The organism is Nonomuraea sp. NPDC049158 (assembly GCF_040648335.1).
Lineage (GTDB): Bacteria > Actinomycetota > Actinomycetes > Streptosporangiales > Streptosporangiaceae > Nonomuraea.
This window is the reverse complement of sequence record NZ_JBEZDM010000005.1, coordinates 231,654-252,472: the sequence shown is the minus strand read 5'-3', so window position 1 is coordinate 252,472 and position 20,819 is coordinate 231,654. Positions and strand designations below refer to the sequence as shown.

At 70.3% G+C, this 20,819-nt stretch carries 19 protein-coding genes; 11 read left to right on the top strand and 8 right to left on the bottom strand.

Going from position 1 to position 20,819, the window contains the following annotated elements; translation table 11 throughout:
- Positions 1-358 precede the first annotated feature (358 nt).
- Both AB0B61_RS14020 and AB0B61_RS14015 read left to right on the top strand, forming a co-directional pair.
- Positions 359-541, top strand: coding sequence for a hypothetical protein (locus AB0B61_RS14020; protein WP_358431676.1), 183 nt, complete (start codon positions 359-361; stop codon positions 539-541).
- Positions 542-551: 10 nt separating this feature from the next.
- A complete protein-coding gene (locus tag AB0B61_RS14015) occupies positions 552-2,828 on the top strand; it encodes a WD40 repeat domain-containing protein (RefSeq protein WP_358431675.1) in 2,277 nt (758 codons plus the stop codon).
- 624 nt (positions 2,829-3,452) lie between these two features.
- Here the strand turns inward: AB0B61_RS14015 and AB0B61_RS14010 are convergent.
- Positions 3,453-3,755 carry a hypothetical protein gene (locus AB0B61_RS14010; RefSeq protein ID WP_358431674.1) on the bottom strand — a complete coding sequence of 101 codons (303 nt, stop codon included), beginning with the start codon at positions 3,753-3,755 and terminating at the stop codon, positions 3,453-3,455.
- A gap of 87 nt (positions 3,756-3,842) precedes the next feature.
- Here AB0B61_RS14010 and AB0B61_RS14005 point away from each other — a divergent pair, with 87 nt between their 5' ends.
- Positions 3,843-4,157: a hypothetical protein gene (locus AB0B61_RS14005; RefSeq protein WP_358431673.1), complete on the top strand. Its 315-nt coding sequence runs from the start codon at positions 3,843-3,845 to the stop codon at positions 4,155-4,157.
- Entirely contained in the window at positions 4,154-5,317 is a 1,164-nt protein-coding gene (locus tag AB0B61_RS14000) for a WXG100 family type VII secretion target (protein ID WP_358431672.1), read from the top strand. The genes AB0B61_RS14005 and AB0B61_RS14000 overlap by 4 nt, the downstream gene beginning before the upstream one ends.
- On the opposite strand, the gene AB0B61_RS13995 is transcribed toward AB0B61_RS14000, so the two are convergent.
- Positions 5,314-6,213, bottom strand: a complete 900-nt coding sequence (locus AB0B61_RS13995) for a hypothetical protein (protein ID WP_358431671.1) — start codon at positions 6,211-6,213, stop codon at positions 5,314-5,316. The two genes, AB0B61_RS14000 and AB0B61_RS13995, sit on opposite strands and share 4 nt — an antisense overlap.
- Positions 6,210-6,536: a hypothetical protein gene (locus AB0B61_RS13990; RefSeq protein WP_358431670.1), complete on the bottom strand. Its 327-nt coding sequence runs from the start codon at positions 6,534-6,536 to the stop codon at positions 6,210-6,212. Before AB0B61_RS13990 ends, AB0B61_RS13995 begins: the two co-directional genes overlap by 4 nt.
- 125 nt (positions 6,537-6,661) lie before the next feature.
- Here AB0B61_RS13990 and AB0B61_RS13985 point away from each other — a divergent pair, with 125 nt between their 5' ends.
- A complete protein-coding gene (locus tag AB0B61_RS13985; RefSeq protein WP_358431669.1) occupies positions 6,662-7,090 on the top strand; it encodes a YbaB/EbfC family nucleoid-associated protein in 429 nt (142 codons plus the stop codon).
- Positions 7,091-7,152: 62 nt separating this feature from the next.
- Here the strand turns inward: AB0B61_RS13985 and AB0B61_RS13980 are convergent, their stop codons facing one another.
- From AB0B61_RS13980 to AB0B61_RS13970, 3 genes are all read right to left on the bottom strand, one after another.
- Entirely contained in the window at positions 7,153-9,228 is a 2,076-nt protein-coding gene (locus tag AB0B61_RS13980) for a hypothetical protein (protein ID WP_358431668.1), read from the bottom strand.
- A gap of 104 nt (positions 9,229-9,332) precedes the next feature.
- Positions 9,333-10,502: a S8 family serine peptidase gene (locus AB0B61_RS13975; RefSeq protein WP_358431667.1), complete on the bottom strand. Its 1,170-nt coding sequence runs from the start codon at positions 10,500-10,502 to the stop codon at positions 9,333-9,335.
- A 97-nt stretch (positions 10,503-10,599) separates the two neighbouring features.
- On the bottom strand, positions 10,600-10,872 hold the full coding sequence (locus AB0B61_RS13970) for a WXG100 family type VII secretion target (protein WP_214633406.1): 273 nt from the start codon (positions 10,870-10,872) through the stop codon (positions 10,600-10,602).
- Between the two features lie 122 nt (positions 10,873-10,994).
- Here AB0B61_RS13970 and AB0B61_RS13965 point away from each other — a divergent pair, with 122 nt between their 5' ends.
- The 3 genes from AB0B61_RS13965 to AB0B61_RS13955 all read left to right on the top strand — a co-directional run bounded on the left by AB0B61_RS13965 (position 10,995) and on the right by AB0B61_RS13955 (position 15,048).
- The gene (locus AB0B61_RS13965; protein WP_358431666.1) at positions 10,995-11,714 is read left to right on the top strand and encodes an SDR family oxidoreductase; all 720 of its coding nucleotides are present in this window, start codon (positions 10,995-10,997) and stop codon (positions 11,712-11,714) included.
- Positions 11,715-11,778: 64 nt separating this feature from the next.
- Positions 11,779-13,524, top strand: coding sequence for a biotin carboxylase N-terminal domain-containing protein (locus AB0B61_RS13960; protein ID WP_358431665.1), 1,746 nt, complete (start codon positions 11,779-11,781; stop codon positions 13,522-13,524).
- A 138-nt stretch (positions 13,525-13,662) separates the two neighbouring features.
- A complete protein-coding gene (locus AB0B61_RS13955) occupies positions 13,663-15,048 on the top strand; it encodes a hypothetical protein (RefSeq protein ID WP_358431664.1) in 1,386 nt (461 codons plus the stop codon).
- A 136-nt stretch (positions 15,049-15,184) separates the two neighbouring features.
- Here AB0B61_RS13955 and AB0B61_RS13950 read toward each other — a convergent pair whose 3' ends face one another.
- Positions 15,185-16,579, bottom strand: a complete 1,395-nt coding sequence (locus tag AB0B61_RS13950) for an NAD(P)H-quinone dehydrogenase (protein ID WP_358431662.1) — start codon at positions 16,577-16,579, stop codon at positions 15,185-15,187.
- A 71-nt stretch (positions 16,580-16,650) separates the two neighbouring features.
- On the opposite strand from AB0B61_RS13950, the gene AB0B61_RS13945 reads away from it, so the two are divergent.
- Complete coding sequence (locus AB0B61_RS13945) at positions 16,651-17,103, top strand: gamma-glutamylcyclotransferase (RefSeq protein ID WP_358431660.1); 453 nt, start codon at positions 16,651-16,653, stop codon at positions 17,101-17,103.
- On the opposite strand, the gene AB0B61_RS13940 is transcribed toward AB0B61_RS13945, so the two are convergent.
- On the bottom strand, positions 17,100-18,404 hold the full coding sequence (locus tag AB0B61_RS13940) for an MFS transporter (RefSeq protein ID WP_358431658.1): 1,305 nt from the start codon (positions 18,402-18,404) through the stop codon (positions 17,100-17,102). The genes AB0B61_RS13945 and AB0B61_RS13940 overlap by 4 nt on opposite strands.
- A 111-nt stretch (positions 18,405-18,515) precedes the next feature.
- Here AB0B61_RS13940 and AB0B61_RS13935 point away from each other — a divergent pair, with 111 nt between their 5' ends.
- Both AB0B61_RS13935 and AB0B61_RS13930 read left to right on the top strand, forming a co-directional pair.
- Positions 18,516-19,496 carry an Lrp/AsnC family transcriptional regulator gene (locus AB0B61_RS13935; protein ID WP_358431656.1) on the top strand — a complete coding sequence of 327 codons (981 nt, stop codon included), beginning with the start codon at positions 18,516-18,518 and terminating at the stop codon, positions 19,494-19,496.
- Positions 19,493-20,797, top strand: a complete 1,305-nt coding sequence (locus tag AB0B61_RS13930) for a M20/M25/M40 family metallo-hydrolase (protein ID WP_358431655.1) — start codon at positions 19,493-19,495, stop codon at positions 20,795-20,797. Before AB0B61_RS13935 ends, AB0B61_RS13930 begins: the two co-directional genes overlap by 4 nt.
- Positions 20,798-20,819: the final 22 nt, after the last annotated feature.

Genomic DNA, 20,819 nt, shown 5'->3' with positions numbered 1-20,819 from the left:
AGCGCGGGCCCGTCCCACCCATCCGCGTGCAGCCGGATACCATCCCCATCAGCCCCGGCAGCCACCCGCCGCGCCGCCTTCACCAGCGCGTCGGCGAGCCGGAACAAACCGCCCTCATCGCCTTTGGGCCAGTCCGTCCCCAGCACCCAGCCCGCCCACGGACGGACCCAAGCGGGTACGGGTATCCCATCGAGCAGCACGAACGTCAGCCCCGAGTATCGATCTCGGCAGCCTCGTACCTGTTGGCGGAGTAGCCGTCTTGCTGCCCCAACAGTTTCTCCTTCCTCAAGCACATCTCAGATAACTGTCCACTATGCTCATGTTTCGTGCACTTCGCAGCAATACGTCTGGGGGTCCGATGAGCGGCTGGGTCGACGTGCACTACCAGGCGCTCGAAGAATGCGGAAAACAGGCCCGCAAAGTGGCCAACATGCTCGACCTGGACGACCCCAAGACCATCCAGCCGCAGGACTGCGGCTTCTCCGTGGACCGGAGATCGGGCGCGCGCCTGATCCAGACAGCGTTCCTGGATACCCCGTAGGTTGTCAGCCGTGTCTGGAGTGCGCTATCGGCTGACCGGCATGTCCTTCCCCGGCACCGTGGACCTGACGGTCCTGTCCGACGGGCGGGCCAGGCTGGAGCACTCGCGCGCGAGCGGCGTCCGGGCCTGGACGGCCGAACTGGACCCGGCCGTGTGGCCGTGGCTGCTGGACGCCCTGCGCGCTTCAGGCTTCCCTGATGTGGCGGCGCCCCCGCCGGTGCCGGGCTCCACACTGCGCGAACTGAGCATGGTCGTCACTGAAGGCACCGGGGAGGGCGGAGACAGCCGTGGCGCCAGGGAACGCGGGGACGGCGACCTGGCAGGGTCGCTCCTGTTCGGGTGGCGTGATGACGGCGAGCTGGGGCTGGAGCCGGTCCTGCGGATACTCGACGCGCTGGTGCTCCAGGTCAGCGACGGTGCCGTCAGGGAGACGGCGAACGAGCTGCCGAGGCTGGCCCACCGCTCCGCGCCGGACCCCACGCTGCCACCGCCCGATCCCGGCTCTCCGGCTGCCGCCGCCTTCGGCACCGTGGGCGGGCGGCCCGCCTACGCGCTGTCCCGCCCCGGCCTCACCTTCGCCCTGTACGGCCTGCCGTACGAGGAGGAACTAGGCACCGCCACCGTCACCGACGCGCCCACCCGGGCGATCGCGCTCGGCACGGCCGGTGGCCGGGACATCGTCGCCACCGGCGCCGACGACCTGGTCATCAGGGCCTGGGACACCGGCACCGGGCAGCAGCTCCACGCCACGGCCGGCCACGGCGGCCCGGTCCTGGCGCTGGCCGCGTCCGGCGGGCTGATCTACACCGGCGGCGCCGACGGCGTGCTGCGCGTCTGGGACGCCGCGGGATCGCTGGGCGAGCTGGCCGACCGGCACGAGGGCTCGATCAACGCGGTGTGCGTCGATGGCACGCTCCTGGTCGCCGGTTCCGACGACGGGGTGGTACGGCTCAGCGACCTGTCGAACGGCCGCACCCTGTACTCGCTGCCCGGCCACGCGGGCTGGGTGAACGCGGTCGCCGCCGCTGACGGGCTCGTCGCGTCGGCGGGCTCTGACCGGTTGATCCGGTTCTGGGACGCGGCCACCGGGCAGGAGATGCGCGTACTGGAGGGACACGAGGCGAGCGTGACCGGGCTGGCCTTTCTCAGCGTGGCGGGGCGCCCGGCGCTGGCGTCCTGCGCGCTCGACGGCCGGGTCGCCGTCCACGACCCGCACACCGGAACGCTCCTGGCGGGATGGCGGTCCGGCGACTGGGCCGCCGGCATCACCACCGTGCCGAAGCCGCCGACGACGACCGCCGGGACCGAAGAACAGGCGACCTGCGGGGTCAGTGCAGCGTCGGAGCGGCTGGTCACCGCAGGTGACGGGGTCCGTGTCTGGGCGGCCGACGGCACGCTGCTGGGGGAGCTCACCGACGCCGCCACGGACGCGATCACCACCGACGGGACGCTTCTGGCAGCCGGGTCCCCCGACGGCACACTGCGGTTTTGGCGGCCGGCCGGCGGCGAGTTCCTGTCCATAGTGTCCGCGGACGACGGCACCGCCGCCCCCGGAGACGGCCTCCCCGGCGCGTCCGGAGACGGCGGCATCACAAGTCTGGCCTTCGACGGCGGCGGCCTGGTCTGCGGCACCGACAGCGGCACCGTCCGCGTGCATCATCCGGTGGACGGCGTGGTCGCGGTGCCGACGCCGCACACCGGTCAGGTGCTCGCGCTCGCCCTCGACGGCGATCTGCTGGTCTCAGGTGGCATGGACGGCACGGTCAGGACCTGGGACGCGGTCTCGGGCCGGCCGCTGCGCCGCCTGACCGGCCATACGGCGGGCGTTACATGCCTGGCAACGGGCCGGATCGGCGGCCGGGTAGCGATCGCGTCGAGCGGGTACGACCGGGCGGTCAGGACCTGGGACGCGGCGACGGGCCGGCCGCTGTCGGTGGTGCACGGGCACCCGCTGCCGGTGTACGCGCTGGCATTCGGCACGGTCGGCGGCCGGGCCGTACTCGCCGCCGGCAGCTATGACGGGCTGGTGCCCGTGCGTGACGCCGAGACGGGCGAGGACGTCGTGGTACTCGGCGGCAACCCGGGCACGGTCCGGTGCCTGCGTTTCCTCGGTCCCGATGTGCTGGCCGTGGGCTGCGACGACGGCACCGTACGGCTATGGCGCCTGCCGGACGGCGAGCAGGCCGGCGAGACCCGCCTGGGCGGCGTCCCGCTGGCCCTGTCCGGCGATCTGTTCGCGGCGACCCAGCACGGGCTGAGCCGTCTCACGCCCCCGCGACCGTACTGACCCAGGGTGGGGGGCGAGTACTCCGCCGCGTCGCTGAACGCGACCGCGGCGCGCCGGACGGCGGCCTCGTTCGGGGGCTCGCCGAGGAACTCTCCGGCCGCCCTGTGCAAGACCGTCGCTCCGGTCTCGCCGGGATACGACCGTCCGCCGGTGTGGGCGAACCACTCCCCGAGTCTTGACAAACCCTCGACGGTCCTCGGGTCGGCGTGGCCGCCCAGGACCGCCTCGGTCTCCGCCTTGAGCCACGCCGCGTCGGGCAATCCCGAGTCCGGCCCCCTGCCGAGAAATTCGACCAGGCCGTGCAGGCGGCGCAGGTCGTTGGCGGAAAGGACGCCCGGGCCGTGGCCATAGAACGAGCGGGCGGTGCCGTAGAGCGTGCGGGTGTAGTCAAGGCGGTCCTGGGTGACCCGGTCGCCGAACAGGGCATAGGAGCCCACCCGTCGGCGTACAGCCGGATGCCGTCCCCGTCGGCCCCGCCGGCCACGCCCCGGGCCGCCTTCACCAGCGCGTCGGCGAGCCGGAACAAACCGCCCTCATCGCCTTTGGGCCAATCCGTCCCCAGCACCCAGCCCGCCCACGGACGGACCCAAGCAGGCACGGGTATCCCATCGAGCAGCACGAACGTCAGCCCCGAGTATCGATCTCGGCAGCCTCGTACCTGTTGGCGGAGACGTGCATCCCGTCCCGTACACCTTCCAGCTCGTCGATGTAGTCGTCGAAGTCCTTGAAAATGGCCTTCGTCCGATTGGGGAAGGTCTTCTCGAACTCCGCGCCGTACTGGTCGTCACCCATGGGCCGGCCCTCGGCGACGAACACCTGGCGCAGCTCCTCACGCACCTCACGCACGTGCTCGGCCTCCTCCCGCGCCATTTCGGCCCCGTGCCGGATGTTTCTCCAGTGCGCGGAGTAGCCGTCTTGCTGCCCCAATAGTTTCTCCTTCCTCAGGGACATCCTCGATAACTGTCCACTATGCTCATGTTTCGTGCACTTCGCAGCAATAAGTCTGGGGGTCCCATGAGCGGCGGCTGGGTCGACGTGCACTACCAGGCGCTCGAAGAATGTGGGAGACGGGCCCGCAAAGTGGCGAACATGTTCGACCTGGACGGCGCGTTCGAGGGCACCAAGTCCACCGCGCCGACCGGGGGGACCTCGTCGAAGACCTTCGGTGACCTCAAGGACTCCGGTGACCTGGCCACGGACGTCGACAAGGTCTGGCGGGCGCTCAAGGACGAGCTGCAGGCGGGCAAGAGCCGCCTGAACAACGTCGAGAAGGCCATCGACCAGGTGGAGACCAACCTGCGCAAGGCGTCGAAGGCCTCCGGCGGATGAGCGGCGTCGGCGACCTGCCCGGTGGCGGCCGGCTGGCCGCGCTCCTCGCCAAGGTGACCGGCAATCCGCAGGCGATCAGGAGCACCGCGAACGCGTGGCGGACGGCGGCCGGTCACGTCGCCAGGTCGACCAACTCCCTGACCAAGTCGGTCGGCGAGGTGGACAAGGCCTGGCAGGGCGGCTCGGCCGACGCGTTCACCAAGCACATGGCCGCCTACCCGCGGGCGAGCACCGGTCTCAATGACGCGCTGTCGGCCTGCGCCGACGCCCTCGACAAGGCGGCCACCTCGCTGGAGGACGCCCACGGCAAGGTGAACGCCCTCTGCCAGGACGCGGTCGAACGCGCGGCGGAGTACAAGACCCAGTACGCGAAGCTGAACCCGAAAGCCAGCGCCCAGGACGCCGAGGACGCTCTGGCCAAGACGACGATCGTCAGCGGCAACGTCACCAAGGCCGAGAAGCTGGTCGAGAAGGCCGAAGGCGACCTGGAAGACGCCAAGAAGGCGCTGGCCAAGGAGCTCGGCGCGGACGGCGAGTTCGGCTTCTTCACCAAGGTCCCCCAGCCGGACGGGGCCGACTTCGAGCCGGGCGACCACAAGGTCGAGTGGGTCAGGACGCCGTTCGAGGACAAGCGCACCTCGCTGGAGTCGGCGGCCGCCGCCGGAGGCAGCGACGGCGGCGGCGCGAGCGGCGGGGCCGGCTACGCCTACAGCGGCGGCGTCTCCTCGGCCGGCAACGCGCCGGCGCCCAAGGCCGAGGTCGTGGAGTGGATCAAGGAGGCCCTCCGGGTCATCAAGTCACCGGAGATGGCCGACGAGCTGCGGAAAAGAGGGCTGCTGGACAAGATCCAGGACCTCGACCCGAACGACCCCAAGGTCGTCCAGCAGATCTGGACCATCATCTACAACGAGTCCGGGGGCAACCCGAGCGCCATCAACAACTGGGACATCAACGCCAAGAACGGCATCCCATCGCAGGGACTGATGCAGACCATCCCGCCCACGTTCGCCGCCAACAGCCTGCCGGGGCACAAGCAGATCCTGGAGCCGGTGGACAACATCGTGGCCGGGGTCCTGTACACGTACAAGCGGTACGGATCGCTCGACGGGCACCCGGGCCTCGCCTCAATGGCGCAGGGCGGCGGGTACCGCCCCTACTAAGTGGTCTCCTGGTTGGGCTCCACCCAGTCGAACTTGTCGGCGCCCGGAGGCAGCTGACCGGGCTTCGCCGGAGCCTGGAACGGCGGGAACTTCGCGGCGTCGATGGTCGCCTGCTCGAAGTCGATCTCGGCGCCGTTGCCCGGCTTGATGTAGCCGAACTGGTGCTCCTTCTTGATCACCGTCGACATGATGTCGCCCGCCCCGCGCAGGCCCGACACCATCGTCAAGGTCATCACGGCCACCGCGCCGTTGGTGCCCGAGGCGATGAACTTCTCCAGCAGCCCGCCGTACAGCTTGGTGTGCGGGAACGCCTGCAACTGCTTGGCGAACATCAGTAGGGTGAGCGTGGTCACGCCCAGCGTGGCCAGCTTGACCCAGTAGCTCCGGTACCCGGCGGCCACCTCGTCGACCATGCCGCCGACGTCGCCGAGCACACCGCGCAGCGAGCCGATCTCCCGGTGGAAGATCCACACGACCCGCTCGAACTCCTGCTGGTCGAGGGCGATCCAGCCGCTCCGCGACGCGGCGACGAGCTGGGGCAGCAGTTGCTTGACCCCGTCATCGAGCCGGTTGGAGATGCCGTTCTTCCAGTTCGCGGCCGCCTGCGCCATGCCCGGCTCGTTGGCGATGGCCGTACCCGCGACGATCACGGCGGGAACCAGCCAAGCCGAGATCCGGCCCAGCCGCTTGATCGACTCCAGTACCTTGGGCCCGATCGGCTCCGGCACCTGCGGAGGCGGCCCGAAGGTGGGCGGCTTGTAGGCGTTGTAGCCCGGCGTGTTGGGCGCGTTGTAGCCCGGGTACCTGTAGGGCGAGTAGCCGGTGTTCGCGGTGGAGGGCGGGTTGTAGGCAGGGTGCCGCAGGTTGTTGTAGTAGCTCGTTTCGTTGTAGCTCATTTGCGGTACCTCACGGCGCTGGCCTTCTCGGCGGTGTGCCAGTTGCGCTCGGCCTGCGTGAGCGCCCCCGACCAGCTGTCGATCGTCTTCTCCGCCTCGCCCAGCGTCTTGTCGGCCCACTGGCAGATGCCGTCGTAGGTGCCGCCCAGCACCATCTCTCCGAGTACGCCGAAGCCCGGGGAGTCGACCCCGACCGTGCCGACCAGGCTCCTGACGAAGGACATGGCCACCTTCAGCTCATCGTCCACCCGATCGCGCAGGTGACCGATGGACGTGGAGGTGACGTAGATCTCCTGTCCCGGCGTAGCCGCTTTCATCGTCATATGTACGAATTCTTCCCGATGTCGGGTCTTGTCTTCTCGCTCTCGCGGCAGTCTTAATGATCAGTTAGACGATTGGACGGCTCCCGATTGGCGTTCGTTAACCTGCTGCCGGTGGCGTGGGGCGCATGGATTCCAGTGACCCCCGCCTTGAGGAGCTAGACCGGCTCGTACAGGCCAGCGAACGGACGATGCGCGAGCTCGAACAGGCCACGCAGGCGCTACGTCAGCTGACCGGCTCGGGCGAGAGCCGTGGCGGAACGGTCTCCGCGCGCGTGGACGCCGACAGCAAGCTGGTCGACGTGCAGATCACCCACCGGGCCATGCGGCTGGATCCGGAAGAGCTGGGCCGCGACGTGGTCGAGGCCGTACGCGCGGCCCAGGAGGACCATGAGCGGCAGGCCCGCGACCTGCTCGGGCTCGGGATGGTGCCCGGCGAGCAGGATTTGCTGGGCACCTTCAAGCGCGACCTGGACGAGCTGCAGGACTCCTACGCCCGCGAGACCGGCGAACGGCTCGAAGGGATGCGCCGCACCCAGCGCTCCTGGGAGGACTGACCCCCGGACAGCAGCGGGGCCGGTGAGGATCGCTCCTCACCGGCCCCGTTTTTCGCGCTGTGTCAGCCGCAGTTGCCGTAGGGGGCGCTGGTGTTGCCAGAGGCGGTGCTGCCCGAGTACTTCACGCACTTGCCCTTGGCGGGCAGCTTGACCGGGCCCGCGTAGTAGTCGTACATGCCGGAGTCGGTCCTGCTCCCCCCGCCCTGTACGTCGAGGGTGGCGCTGACCTGGCTCTTCACACCCACGTTCGTGGTCTTCATGGTGACCACGCAGTTCTCACCGCTGCCGCTGTTGTAGAGCTGGTAGGTCACCCCGCCCGCGAACGAACCGCTGCGCTGCACGCTGAACCCGGATCCGCACACCTGCGTCGGCGTGTAGGGGTTCGTCTTGGGCGGCGTAGGCGTCGGCTTGGCCGTGGTCTTCGTCGGCGTCGGCGTCGGCTTAGCGGTGGTCTTGGTGGGCGTCGGCTTGGGCGACTGAGTGGTCTTCGTCGGCGTCGGCTTCGGCTTCGGCGCCTCAGTCGTCTTCGTCGGCTCCGGCTCCGGCTCCTTGGTCTTGCTCGGCTCCGGCGTCGGCTCCGGCTCCTTGGTCTTCGTCGGTGTCGGAGTCGGTGTCGGGGTCGGCTCCTGCTTCGACTCGGTCGGCGTCGGCGTCGGCGTCTGCCGCTTCCTGCCCTTGCGCTCGGTCGAGGCGCTCTGCGTCGCCGTCGGCTGGGCGGCGGGCTGCGTCACCGTCGGCTGGGTCACCGGCTGCGTGAGGATCGGCTGCGGCGTCGGGACCGTGCTGAACTCCGGCGCCGTGGGCGCCTGCGAGGGATAGTCGGTCGGCAGCACCAGCGGGACCACGTCGGTCGGGTCGGGGCTGGCCGACGCCCAGGGCACCGTCACGTCAGGCTGCGACTGCTGCGGATCGGGCTGGCCGGGCTGCAGCTGCTGTTGCTGCGTGGAGGAGTCACCGCCGCCACCGCCGATCGCGAGGGTGCCGCTCTTCGTGGCCTCCGACGCGGAGTTGGAGACGGGCTCCAGCTTGGCGTAATGACCTGCGCCCCACAGCCCCACACCGGACAGCAGCATGACGGCCGTGACCGCCGCGGCCAGCCCGATGGGGAACGACTTGCGCCGGGGAGCGGCGGCGCCGCCCTGGGCCGGTACCTGCCACACCTGGGCGGGCGGCTGCCCACCGGGCGCCCCTTCCCACGTGGCCCCCTGCTGCGGCACGGGCGGCGGACCCCACGTCTGCTGCGGGACCGGCACCCCCTCGAGCGGCTGCTGCTGCTCGACCGGCACCTGCAACGGCGGGAGCTGGATGGTCTGCGGCGGGAAGAGCTCGTCCTCCGGCGCTGCGATCGGCGGCGGCACGGTGGCGACGACGCCGACGCGCGGCGCGGCGGCCCCGCTCTTGTCCCCGAGGAGTTGCAGCAGCGCCGTGTAGGTGGTCGGCCGCTGCGCGACGTCCTTGGACAGCGCGGACAGGACCACCCGGCGCAGCGGCTCGGCCAGCGTGCCGACCTCGGGCTCCTCGTTGAGCACCGCCTGGGCGTCGTGCCCGAAGGGCGGCTGTCCGGTCGCGGCGAAGACGATCGAGGCGGCCCAGGCGAACACGTCGGCGTAGGGACCGTAACCCAGTCCGCTGAGCTGCTCGGGCGAGCGGTAACCCAGCTCGCCGACGGCCTCGCCGAGGTCGATGTCGGTCACGCGCGGGCCGTCTGCGGCGAGAAGTACGTTGTGCGGCGTGAGCCCGCGGTGCGTGACCCCGGCGAGGTGGACGGCGGTCAGGGCGGTCAGCACGCCCACGGCCACCCGCTCCAGGGTGTCGCCGTCGAGCGGCCCCTCGGCCGCCACCGTTTCGGCCAGGCTGCGGCCCTCGATGTGCTCGCGCACGATGTACGGCTGCTCGCCGTGCATACCGGCGTCCAGCGTCCTGGCGACGTACACGCTCGAAATGCGCTGGACGCCCTTGAACCGCTCGGCGTCCTGCGGCCCCGCGCCGGGAACGGCCGGGAGCAGCTTGATCACTCGGGTGGGTCCGTCCTCAGACTCCTTGCCGAGGTACGCGACTCCGCGCGGCCCCTCGTCCAGCCGTCCAAAGAGGGTGAAAGCGCCTAAACGCTCTGGATCACCCGGCCGCAGAGGGTGCATCTCTATCCCTTCAAGTCAAAACGCGATCTGCAGTACATTCAACCAAACCTGTCACTTTTGCATCAGTAGTTTCGGACGCAACCTGACATTTAACCGTCAGGACATCAGGCCGCCGGTCGACCGGGACGCCATCCGCGCCGGCGACCCAGCGGGACGAGCAGCGCGCAGGCCGCCCCCACGGCGGCGATGGCCAGCGCGCCGACCGTCACCAGGAGAGAGACGTTCGTCGCGTGCTCGTCGGGCGCCGGGACCTTGGCCACCACGTCGGCGGGCAGCGGCGGGGGCGGGGGCGCGGCGACCACCGGGGCGCCGGCCGGGTCGAAGGACAGCGACGCGGTGACGGCGAGCAGCGGGTTGACCATCCCGGCTCCGGTGCCCGTGCCCACCGAGCCGTCGGCCGTGGCGGTGATGCGCTGGCGTACCTGCTCCTGGTCGAGCTTGGGGAAGCGGGCGCGGATGAGCGCGGCGACGCCGGCCACGTACGGCGCGGCGAAGCTGGTGCCCTCCAGGCCGCGCATGTAGCTCTTGCCCGTCCACGGGGCGGTGATGTCCACGCCCGGCCCGAGCACGCCGACCGGCGTGGCCGTGTTGGAGGAGTCGGCGCGCTGGCCGTTGCTGTTGGCGGAGCCGACGGCGAGCACGCCGTCGTAGGCCGCGGGGTAGGCGGGCTCGGGCGGCCCGTCCTCCTTGGTGATGTTGCCGGCGGCGGCCACGACCACGATGTCCCTGGCCAGCGCGTACTGGATGACCGCCCTCAGGTCGGGATGGTCGGCGGCCCGCACCGAGACGTTGATCACGTCCGCCTTGCGGTCCACCGCCTCCTTGATCCCCTTGACCAGGTCGGCGACCTCGCCCTCCTCGCTGTTGCTCTGCTTCACCGAGATGAGCTGGGCTTCGGGGGCGACACCGTGGAAGGGGACCCCGGCGAGGTAGCGGCCGGCGATGATGCCCGCGACGGCGGTGCCGTGCCCCACGCAGTCGCGGTAGCCGGTGTGGGTGATGTCGATGAACTTGGAGATCTGGATCTGCGGGTGCTGGTAGTCGACGCCGCTGTCGACGACGGCGACCTTCACGCCCGCGCCCCGGGTGAGGCGCCACACGTTCTTGATGTCGAGCCTTCGCTGCGCCCACGGCTCGGTGCCGGGCAGCTGCGTCGTCCCCTTGCGCGGCTTGCACTCGACGGGCGCTGACCTCTCCGCCGGCACCGCGGCGAGGGCGGGGGCCGAGGTGAGCTGCAGGGCGAGCACGCCCGCCGCGAGAGTCCGTCCGATCATGGCGGAAAAGCGTAGCTTGCCAACCTGAACGAAAGTACCCCCGGTGTCCTGAACGAAAAGAAGCCCCGGCGGTCAGGCCGGGGCCCCTCCGCGAGACTCAGCGGGTCGCGGACTCGATGTTGCCCCGGTAGGTGTTGATCACCCGAGAGGCCTCCTGGAGCTCTTCCGTCATGCGCTGGAAGGCCGTCCGGTAGTTCTGCCAGGCCCCCTGGAAGCGCTCGGCTCCCGGGCCTGTCCAAGCGGTGCCGACCTTGGCGGCCTCGCGGTCCAGCGCGGTCATCGTGGTGCGCACCGCCTCGGACTGCTGGGTGAATTGGGTGGCCATCTGCTGCATTTCCGCGGGGTCGCCACCGAGCAGGCTCTGGCTCATGCATACCTCCTGGATCGACTGAAAGCGCCCTCAACATAGACGCGTCATTCACGCCTCGCTCCTGTTATGCCGAGCGGCTATGGTCTTCCAGAGGAATATTCGGATCTAAGGAGCGGCCGGCCATGCGCGAGGTTGTGGTCACCGGCGGCGGCACCGGGATCGGCTACGCGGTCGCGGCGGCGTTCGTCTCCGCGGGCGACCGGGTCACGATCACCGGGCGCCGCGAGCATGTCCTGAAGGAGGCCGCGTCCCGGCTCGGCGCCGACTTCCTGCCCTTCGACGCCGCGAGCCCCGCCGCCGTGAAGGTGGCGGCGAGCCGCCTGCCCGAGCGGGTCGACGTCCTGGTCAACAACGCGGGCGGCAACACCAACCTCGACCGGCGGCAGTCCGACGACCTGCTGGACGTGGCCGAGGGGTGGCTGGCCAACCTCAACGCCAACCTGCTGTCCGCCGTGCTCGTCACGACCGCGCTGCTGCCGCGCTTCGCCAAGGGCGGGCGGATCATCACGATCGGCTCGATCGCCGCCCGCGGCACGGGCTCCGGCTCGTACGGCGCGGCCAAGGCGGCCGTCGAGGCGTGGACCGCCGATCTGGCCGCCCAGCTCGGCCCCCGGGGCGTCACCGCCAACGTGGTCTCCCCCGGCCTGGTGGTCGACACCGAGTTCTTCCGCGGCCGCCTGACCGAGGAGGGCATCAGGGCCCGCGTCGAGAACACCCGCAACGGCCGCCCCGGCACCCCATCTGACGTGGCCGACAGTGTGGTGTTCCTCGCCTCTCCGGGTGCGCGGCACCTGACGGGGCAGGTGCTTCATGTGAACGGCGGGGCGTACTTGGGTCGCTGAGGGGCGACCGACAACGAGCACTTACACTCCTGTCGGAGAAGGGCGTCGGGAAGGACGTAAGTCGGTGCAGAGGGTTCTGATCGCCAACCGGGGTGAGATCGCCGTCCGGATCGCCCGGGCATGCAAGGACGCCGGGATCGGCAGCGTGGCCGTCTACGCCGACCAGGACCTCGACTCCCTGCACGCGAAGATCGCCGATGAGGCGTACGCGCTGGGCGGCCGGTCCCCCGCCGAGACCTACCTCGACATCGGCAAGCTGCTGGAGATCGCCCGGCGCTCCGGCGCCGACGCCGTGCACCCCGGTTACGGCTTCCTGGCCGAGAACGCCGGCTTCGCCCAGGCCGTCATCGACGCGGGCCTGATCTGGATCGGCCCGCCGCCCGCCGCCATCGCCGCGCTCGGCGACAAGGTCCAGGCCAGGCACATCGCGCAGAAGGTCGGCGCGCCGCTGGTCGCCGGCACCAAGGACCCGGTGTCGGGGGCGGCGGAGGTGGTCGCCTTCGCCGAGGAGCATGGCCTGCCCATCGCGATCAAGGCCGCCTATGGCGGCGGCGGCCGGGGCATCAAGGTCGCCCGCCGGCTGGAGGAGGTCGCCGAGCTGTACGACTCGGCCGTACGCGAGGCGACCGCCGCCTTCGGCCGCGGCGAGTGCTTCGTGGAGCGCTACCTCGACCGCCCCCGGCACGTCGAGACCCAGTGCCTGGCCGACCGCGACGGCAACGTGGTCGTGGTCGGCACCCGCGACTGCTCGCTCCAGCGCCGCCACCAGAAGCTGGTGGAGGAGGCGCCCGCGCCGTTCCTGTCCGAGTCGCAGGTCGAGACCCTCTACACCAGCTCCAAGGCGATCCTGCGCGAGGCCGGCTACGTCGGCGCGGGCACCTGCGAGTTCCTCGTCGGCCAGGACGGCACGATCTCCTTCCTCGAGGTCAACACCCGCCTTCAGGTCGAGCACCCGGTGAGCGAGGAGGTGTCGGGGCTCGACCTGGTCCGCGAGATGTTCCGCATCGCCGACGGCGGGACGCTCGGCTACGCCGACCCGCCGCCGCGCGGCCACTCGATCGAGTTCCGGGTCAACGCCGAGGACGCCGGCCGTAACTTCCTGCCCGCCCCGGGCACCCTCACCGTCATGCGAGCGCCGTCGGGTCCCGGGGTGCGGCTCGACTCGGGCTTCGAGGCCGGGATGACCGTGCCGCAGACGTTCGACTCGCTGGTGGCCAAGCTGATCGTGACCGGCCGTACGCGTACGGAGGCGCTGGAGCGCTCGCGCCGGGCGCTGGCCGAGTTCGAGATCGACGGCATGCCGACCGTGCTGCCCTTCCACCGCGCGGTCGTGTCGGACCCGGCCTTCACCGCCGAGCCGTTCGCCGTCCACACCCGGTGGATCGAGACCGAGTTCGACAACACGATCCCGCCGTACTCGGGCGACGGCGCCGCCGACGAGCCCGCCGCCCGGGAGTCGGTGACGGTCGAGGTCGGCGGCAAGCGCCTCGAAGTGATCCTCCCCTCCAGCCTCGGTACGACCGCCAGAGGCTCCGCGCCGCCCGCGGCCAGGAAGCCCAGACGCGGCGGCGCGCACAAGCCCGCGGCGGGCGGCGACGCGCTGGTCAGCCCGATGCAGGGCACCATCGTCAAGGTCGTCGCGGCCGACGGCGACACGGTGGCCGAGGGCGACGCGATCGTGGTGCTGGAGGCCATGAAGATGGAGCAGCCACTGACCGCGCACAAGGCGGGCATCGTCACGGGGCTGAGCGCCGCGGCCGGGCAGACCGTCACGTCGGGTGCGACGATCTGCGAGATCAAGGACGCTTGAGCTCGCTTGATCGTGCCGGAGTCTCGAAGATCCTTGACCACGCCCCGCGCTCGACCGACTCCATACGGGTAACGTGCGCTGTAGAGGAACTTTGTCGAGTGCCCGTTCGTCATCCTGGGCGAAGGAGGCTTGCTGCCAATGACCCATTCGCTGCGCCGAGCAGGGGCCGCGATCGCGGCTCTGATCGCCGGTCTTTTCGTCGTCCTTGCGCTGTCCCCTGCCGCCAACGCGGCGGCCGCACCCCCTGACGCATCGAGCGTTGTGTCCTATTGGAAGGACAAGAAGGATCCGCTATTCGTGCAGTCGGGATCGCCGCTGACCTCGGACCAGCAGTCCGAGATCCGCGACACGTTGAAGGGTTCCAAGAGTGACATCTACGTCGCGGCTCTGCCCGACGGCACGTTGACGGCGGCCAACGCCAAGCAGTACGTCACCTCCCTTGGCGAGGCCACCGCGGCCGCGAAGGGTGGGGGCCAGGTCACCGTGGCGGTGCTCGACGGCAACTCCCTGTTCGCGGAGTCCAACTTCGGCAAGCCCGGTCTCACCAACAAGCTGTCTCAGCTCGCGGTGCGTAACCACGACGACGTCGTGTCCGGCATGAACGACTTCGTGGAACGCGTCAACCTCGCCTCCGCGGGCAAGAAGGCCGCGCTCGACTCCGGCCCGGTGGGCGGCAGCGGTGGTGGCAGCGGCGCGCTGATCGCCCTGGGCGCGCTCGTCGTGGTCGGCGGCGGCGGCTACTTCGTCTACTCCAAGAACAAGAAGAAGAAGCAGGCCATCCAGGACGCCAAGGACCTGGCCGCGGTCAAGCAGACCGTGGAGGAGGACGTCACCAAGCTCGGCGAGGAGATCACCGCGCTGGACACCGACGTGGCGCTCTCCGGCCAGAGCGGGCAGCACATCACCGAGTGGCAGCAGGCGCTCGACTCCTACGAGAAGGCCAAGACGCAGCTCGCGGCGGTGCAGCGGGCCGACCAGGTGCGCGAGGTGACCCAGACGCTGGAGGACGGCCGCTACGCGCTGGCCGTGGTGAAGGCCAAGGTCGGCAACCAGCCGGTCCCCGAGCGGCGGGCACCCTGCTTCTTCAACCCGCAGCACGGTCCGTCCGTACGTGACGTGCGCTGGGCGCCGCCCGGCGGCGCGGTGCGCGACGTGCCCGCCTGCGCGAGCGACGCGGAGGCCGTGGAGCGCGGCTTCGACCCGCAGATGCGGGAGGTCATGGTCGACGGTCAGCGGCGTCCCTACTACGACGCGGGCCCGGCCTACCAGCCTTACGCCTACGGCTACTACGGCGGCTTCGGCGACATCATGACCGGCATGTTCATCGGCACCATGATGGGCAGCATGCTCGGCGGCGGCTTCGGCGGCTACGGCGCCGGTTACGCCGAGGGCGTCTCCGACGGCGGTGGCGGTGGCGACTTCAGCGGCGGCGGCGACTTCGGCGGCGGAGGTGGCGGCGGCTGGGGCGACTTCGGCGGCGGCGGCGACTTCGGTGGTGGCGACTTCGGCGGCGGCGACTGGTAAAACGACCAGCGAATGACCGGGCGCGTTCCCTTCGGGGGGCGCGCCCGTTTCGTATCGGACGCGTCTCTCTCGGAGCGCCCGTTTTCTGACCGGGCGCGATCCCTTTCGGGGCGCGCCCGGTTTCGTGGAAGCCGGGTCAGATCCCGATCTGCGCCTCAGGCTGCATCAACCGGCGGGCCGCCTCGGTGATAGATCCCGACAAAGACGGATAAACCGCGAAAGTGTGGGCCAGCTGATCCACCGTGAGCCGCTGCTGCACCGCCACCGAGAGCGCCAGGATCAGCTCCGAGGCCCGCGGCGCCACCACGACCCCGCCCAGCACGATCCCGGTGTGCGGACGGCAGAACAGCTTGACGAAGCCGTCGTTGAACCCCTGCATCTTGGCCCGGGCATTGGTGGCCAGCGGCAGCTTGACCACGTTGGCCTCGATCTCGCCGGCCTCGATCGAGCGCTGTGCCACGCCGACCGCGGCGATCTCCGGATCGGTGAAGATGTTGGAGGCCACCGTGGCCAGCCGCAGCGGCTGGACGGCCTCGCCCAGCGCGTGCCAGACCCCGATGCGGCCCTGCATGGCGGCGACCGAGGCGAGCATGAGCACGCCGGTGCAGTCACCCGCCGCGTAGACGCCCGGCGCGGAGGTGCGCGAGACCTTGTCGACCTTGATGAAGCCGTTCCTGTCGAGCTGGACCCCGGCCTCCTCCAGGCCGATGCCGCCCGTGTTGGGCACCATGCCGACCGTCATCAGCGCGTGGGAGCCCTCAGCCGTACGGCCGTCTTCGAGCGTGACCACGACACCGTCGGCGGTCCGCTTGACGGAGGCGGCGCGTGAGCGGCCCATGACGTTCATGCCGCGGCGCCGGTAGACCTCTTCGAGCACCTCGGCGCCGTCGGCGTCCTCGTTGGGCATCATCCGGTCGCGGCTGGAGACCAGCGTGACCTCGGCGCCCAGCGAGCGGTAGGCGCCCGCGAACTCGGCGCCCGTCACCCCGGAGCCGACCACGATCAGGTGCTCGGGCAGCGCGTCGAGGTCGTAAAGCTGGCGCCAGGTGAGCACGCGCTCGCCGTCGGGCTCGGCCCCCGGCAGGATGCGCGGGGTCGCGCCGGTCGCCACGATGACCACGTCGGCCTTGATCGCGCGGTCGCCCGCCTTGACCAGCTGCGGGTCGACCAGCCGCCCGCGGGCCTTGATGATCTCGACGCCCTCGGCGGCGACCCGGGTCTCGATGTCGGCCGACTGGGCCTGCGCCAGCTCCTTGACCCGCTTGTTGACCAGCGGCAGATCGACGCTCGCCACGCCGACGTCGCCATCGAGCCCGCCGGAGAATCCGACGCCCAGCGAGGGGGCGTCGAGGAGGGCCTGTTTACGCACGGAGGTGGCGATGAGCGTCTTGGACGGCACGCAGTCGGTCAGCACGCAGGCGCCGCCAGGCCCGTCCTGTTCGACCATGGTGACCTGCGCGCCTAGCTGCGCCGCCACCAGAGCCGCCTCGTAGCCGCCTGGTCCGCCACCGATGATCACGATCCTCGTCACGTGCCTATTGTCCCGCATGGCGCGCGCTGACGACGAACGGGGCGGCCGGTCGCGCGCTACTCTTGTCAGCTGTGCCTGTATACGCGGCCTACGGCAGCAACATGGACCCCGAACAGATGGCCATGCGCGCCCCTCATTCCCCGATCCGGGGCGTGGGCTGGCTGCAGGGTTGGCGCCTGACGTTCGGCGGCGACTACTTCGGCTGGGAGGGCGCGCTCTCCACCATCGTCGAAGACCCCGACGAGCACGTCTTCGTGGTCCTCTACGACGTGCCCGAGTTGGACGCCAACTCCCTCGACCAGTGGGAGGGCGCGGTCCGCGGCCTCTACCACAAGGTGCGGCTGCGGGTGCAGACCCTCGACGGCGAGCAGGTGGCCTGGTTCTACGTGCTCGACGGCTATGAGGGCGGCCTGCCCTCCGCCCGCTACCTGGGCATCCTGGCCGACGCCGCCGAGCGGGCGGGCGCCCCCGACGACTACGTCAAGGAGCTGCGGGGACGCCCCTGCAAATCGATCGGCGACTAGCTGAGCGGCTGGTCCTTGGTCTCCTTGAGCGCGAAGACGTACACCAGCGTGGAGACCAGGGCGAGCGCCGACATGTACCACGGGAAGAGCCCCGCGTTACCCGCGTCCTTCAGCGCCGTGCCGATGAGCGGCGCGGTGCCGCCGAAGATGGCGACGGTCAGCGAGTACGGGAAGCCCGCCCCCGCCGCCCGCACCCGGGTCGGGAACAACTCGGAGTTGACCGCGGCCGAGACCGAGGTGAAGCAGCCGAGGAAGATCATGCCGAGGCACTGGATGAACAGCAGGCTGGAGAAGGAGTTCGTCAGCATGCCGAGCAGCGGCACCGGCAGGATCGTGAACGCCAGGCCGAAGGTGATCAGCATGGGCCGGCGCCCGACCCGGTCCGACAGCATGCCGAGCAGCGGCTGCAGGATCATGAAGAAGACCAGCGAGATCGTGCCGACCGTGAGCGACTGGCCCTTGTCGAAGCCCACGTTCTGCTGGGCGTAGGTCGGCAGGAAGGTCGTCCAGGTGTAGTAGGCGACCGTGCCCGCCACGGTGATGCCGACGATCATGGCGGCCTTGGTCGGGTAGCGGACCAGGAACTCGAACAGGCCCGGACGCTCGGTCTTGCCCTCCTGGATCTCGCTGACCACCGCGCTGGTCTCCTCGGCGCCCTTGCGGATCCACAGACCCACGAGGCTGATCACCGCGCCCACCACGAACGGGATGCGCCAGCCGTAGGAGCTCATGTCGGCTTCGGCGAGGTTGGCGGCCAGCAGGGCGGCCAGGCCGGAGGCGAAGAGCTGGCCGATGGTGGTGCTGACGTACTGGAAGCTCGAGAACAACCCGCGACGGCCGGGAGGGGCCGACTCGACCAGGAACGTGGTCGCCGCGGCGAACTCACCGCCGACCGAGAGTCCCTGGATCAGCCGCGCCAGGGTCAGGATGATCGGCGCGAGCACGCCCGCCGCCTCGTACGTCGGCGTGATCGCCAGCAGCAGCGAGCCGCCGCCCATCAGGATGATCGTGAAGGTCATCGCAGACTTGCGGCCGAACCGGTCGGCGAACGCGCCCACCAGCAGGCCGCCCAGCGGACGCATGAAGAAGCCGACCGCGAACACCGCGAAGGCGCTCAGCACCGGGACCAGACTGTTAGTGCCGGACTTGGGGAAGATCTGCTCGGCGAAGTAGACGGTCAGGAAGCTGTAGGTGTACCAGTCGAACCACTCGACGACGTTGCCGATGCTGGCCGCCATGAGCTGTCGGACACGGCTTTTGGGAATGCCGAGTGGCGATGGCGCCACGGGGGAGGTCGCCACGGGGGGCTCCTTTGCTGACAACTGCGATGATGGCCTACTGTGCATTCGGGCGACCGAAACAGTCAAATGCCTGGCAACATATTTACAAACCCGACATAGAGACGGCTCCCCGTGGATGTTCTCGACCGGCGCCTGGTCGCCGCCCTCCAGATCAGTCCCCGCGCGTCGTGGGGCGAGATCGGCCGGGCCGTCGGCGAGCACGAACGCACGGTCGCGCGCCGGTTACAGCGGCTGATCGCCGACGGCATGGTGCGCGTCACCGCGATCTACGACGACCTGCGTTCGGGCCACGGCCGACCCGTGCACCTGCATGTCCAGGTCCGCCCCGGTACGTCGGCGCAGGTCGCCAAAGCGCTGGCCGACCGGCCCGACACGCGCTCGGTCTACTCGCTGACCGGGGCGGCCGACCTCGCCTGCGAGCTGGTCGCCCGGTCACGGGAGGAGCTGCACGACATCCTCACCGCGGAGATCAGCGAGATCGACGGGGTGCTGCAGACGCAGACGCAGGTCGTCCTGCACACCTTCAGGACGGTCGCCGAGTGGCACGCGCCCTACCTCGGCGAGCAGGAGGCGGCCCAACTGCGTCCGCCCCCGGTCCTCGAAGTCCTTCCCGACGAGGACGGTCTTTCGCCGCTGGAGCAGGAGATCGCCGAGCTGCTGGCCGGTGACGGCAGGATCGCGTTCACGGCGATCGCCGAGCGGCTCGACATCTCGGTGCCGACCGCCCGCAGGCGGGTGTCCTCGCTGCTCGAACGGCGGCTCCTGCTGCTGCGGGCCGAGGTCGAGCCCGCGCTGCTCGGCCTGGAGGTGGAGGGCAAGCTCTGGCTCAAGGTCCGGCCGCACGGGCTCGACCTGGTCGGCCAGCGGCTCGCGGCGCACCCCAGCGTGCGTTACTGCGCGGCCACCTCGGGCACCCATTCCCTGATCGTCCAGGTGGCGGTGGCCCATGAGGCCGACCTCTACCGTTTCCTGACGGGCGTCGTCGGCCCGCTCGACGAGGTCACCGACCTGGACGTCACCCTCATCACCCGCGCCTACAAACGCGGTCACCTGCACAAGTCCGGCCTGCTCACCCTGGAGAGGACACCATGACGCCCGCCGAGAACGAAGTCGCCGAACTCTGCGCCGAACTCATCCGCGTCGACAGCAGCAACTACGGGGACGGCACCGGCCCCGGCGAGCGGGCCGCCGCCGAGGCCGTCATGGCCAGGCTGGACGAGGTCGGCATCGAGGCCACCTACATCGAGAGCGAGCCGGGCCGGGGCAACGTCGTCACCCGCGTCGAGGGCACCGACCCGTCGCTGCCCGCGCTCCTGGTCCACGGCCACCTCGACGTGGTGCCCGCCAACGCGGCCGACTGGTCCGTCGACCCGTTCGGCGGCGAGGTGCGCGACGGCTACATCTGGGGCCGGGGCGCGGTGGACATGAAGGACATGGACGCGATGATGCTGGCCGTACTCCGCCAGCTCACCCGCGAGGGCCGCAAGCCGCGCCGCGACCTCGTCTTCGCCTGGGTCGCCGACGAGGAGGCGGGCGGCAACTACGGCGCCAAGCACCTCACCGCGCACCACCCGGAGCTGTTCGAGGGCGTCACCGAGGCGATCAGCGAGGTGGGCGGCTACTCCCTGGAGGTGGACCCGTCCCTGCGGCTCTACCTGATCGAGACCGCGCAGAAGGGCCTCGGCTGGATGAAGCTCATCGCCGACGGCACCGCCGGGCACGGCTCGATGCTCAACACCGACAACGCGGTCACCGAGGTGGCCAAGGCCGTGGCCAGGGTCGGCGCCCACGAGTGGCCGATCACCCTCACCCCGACGGTCCGCCAGTTCCTCACCGAGGTCGCGGACGCGTTCGGCCTGCCCTTCGACGAGGACGACCCGGCGCCCATCCTGGACAAGATCGGGCCGCTGGTCCGCTTCGTCGGCGCCACGCTGAGCCACACCGCCAACCCGACCCAGCTCAACGCCGGCTACAAGTCGAACGTCATCCCCGGCCAGGCCACCGCCGTGATCGACGGCCGCTTCCTGCCCGGCCACGAGGACGAGTTCTTCAAGACGATCGACTCGCTGATCGGCCCGAACGTCCGCCGCGAGTTCGTGCACCACGACATCGCGCTGGAGACCACGTTCGACGGCGCCCTGGTCGAGTCGATGATCGCGGCGCTGAAGGCCGAGGACCCCACCGCGCGGGCCGTGCCGTACTGCATGTCCGGCGGCACCGACAACAAGACCTTCTTCGCCGACCTGGGCGTGCGCGGGTTCGGGTTCGTGCCGCTGCGGCTGCCCGGGGACATGGACTTCGCGTCGATGTTCCACGGCGTGGACGAGCGGGTGCCGGTGGACGCGCTCCAGTTCGGGGTACGGGTCCTCGACAGGCTCCTCCTAAACTACTGAGTTGGCATCCTCCCCCGCTTGA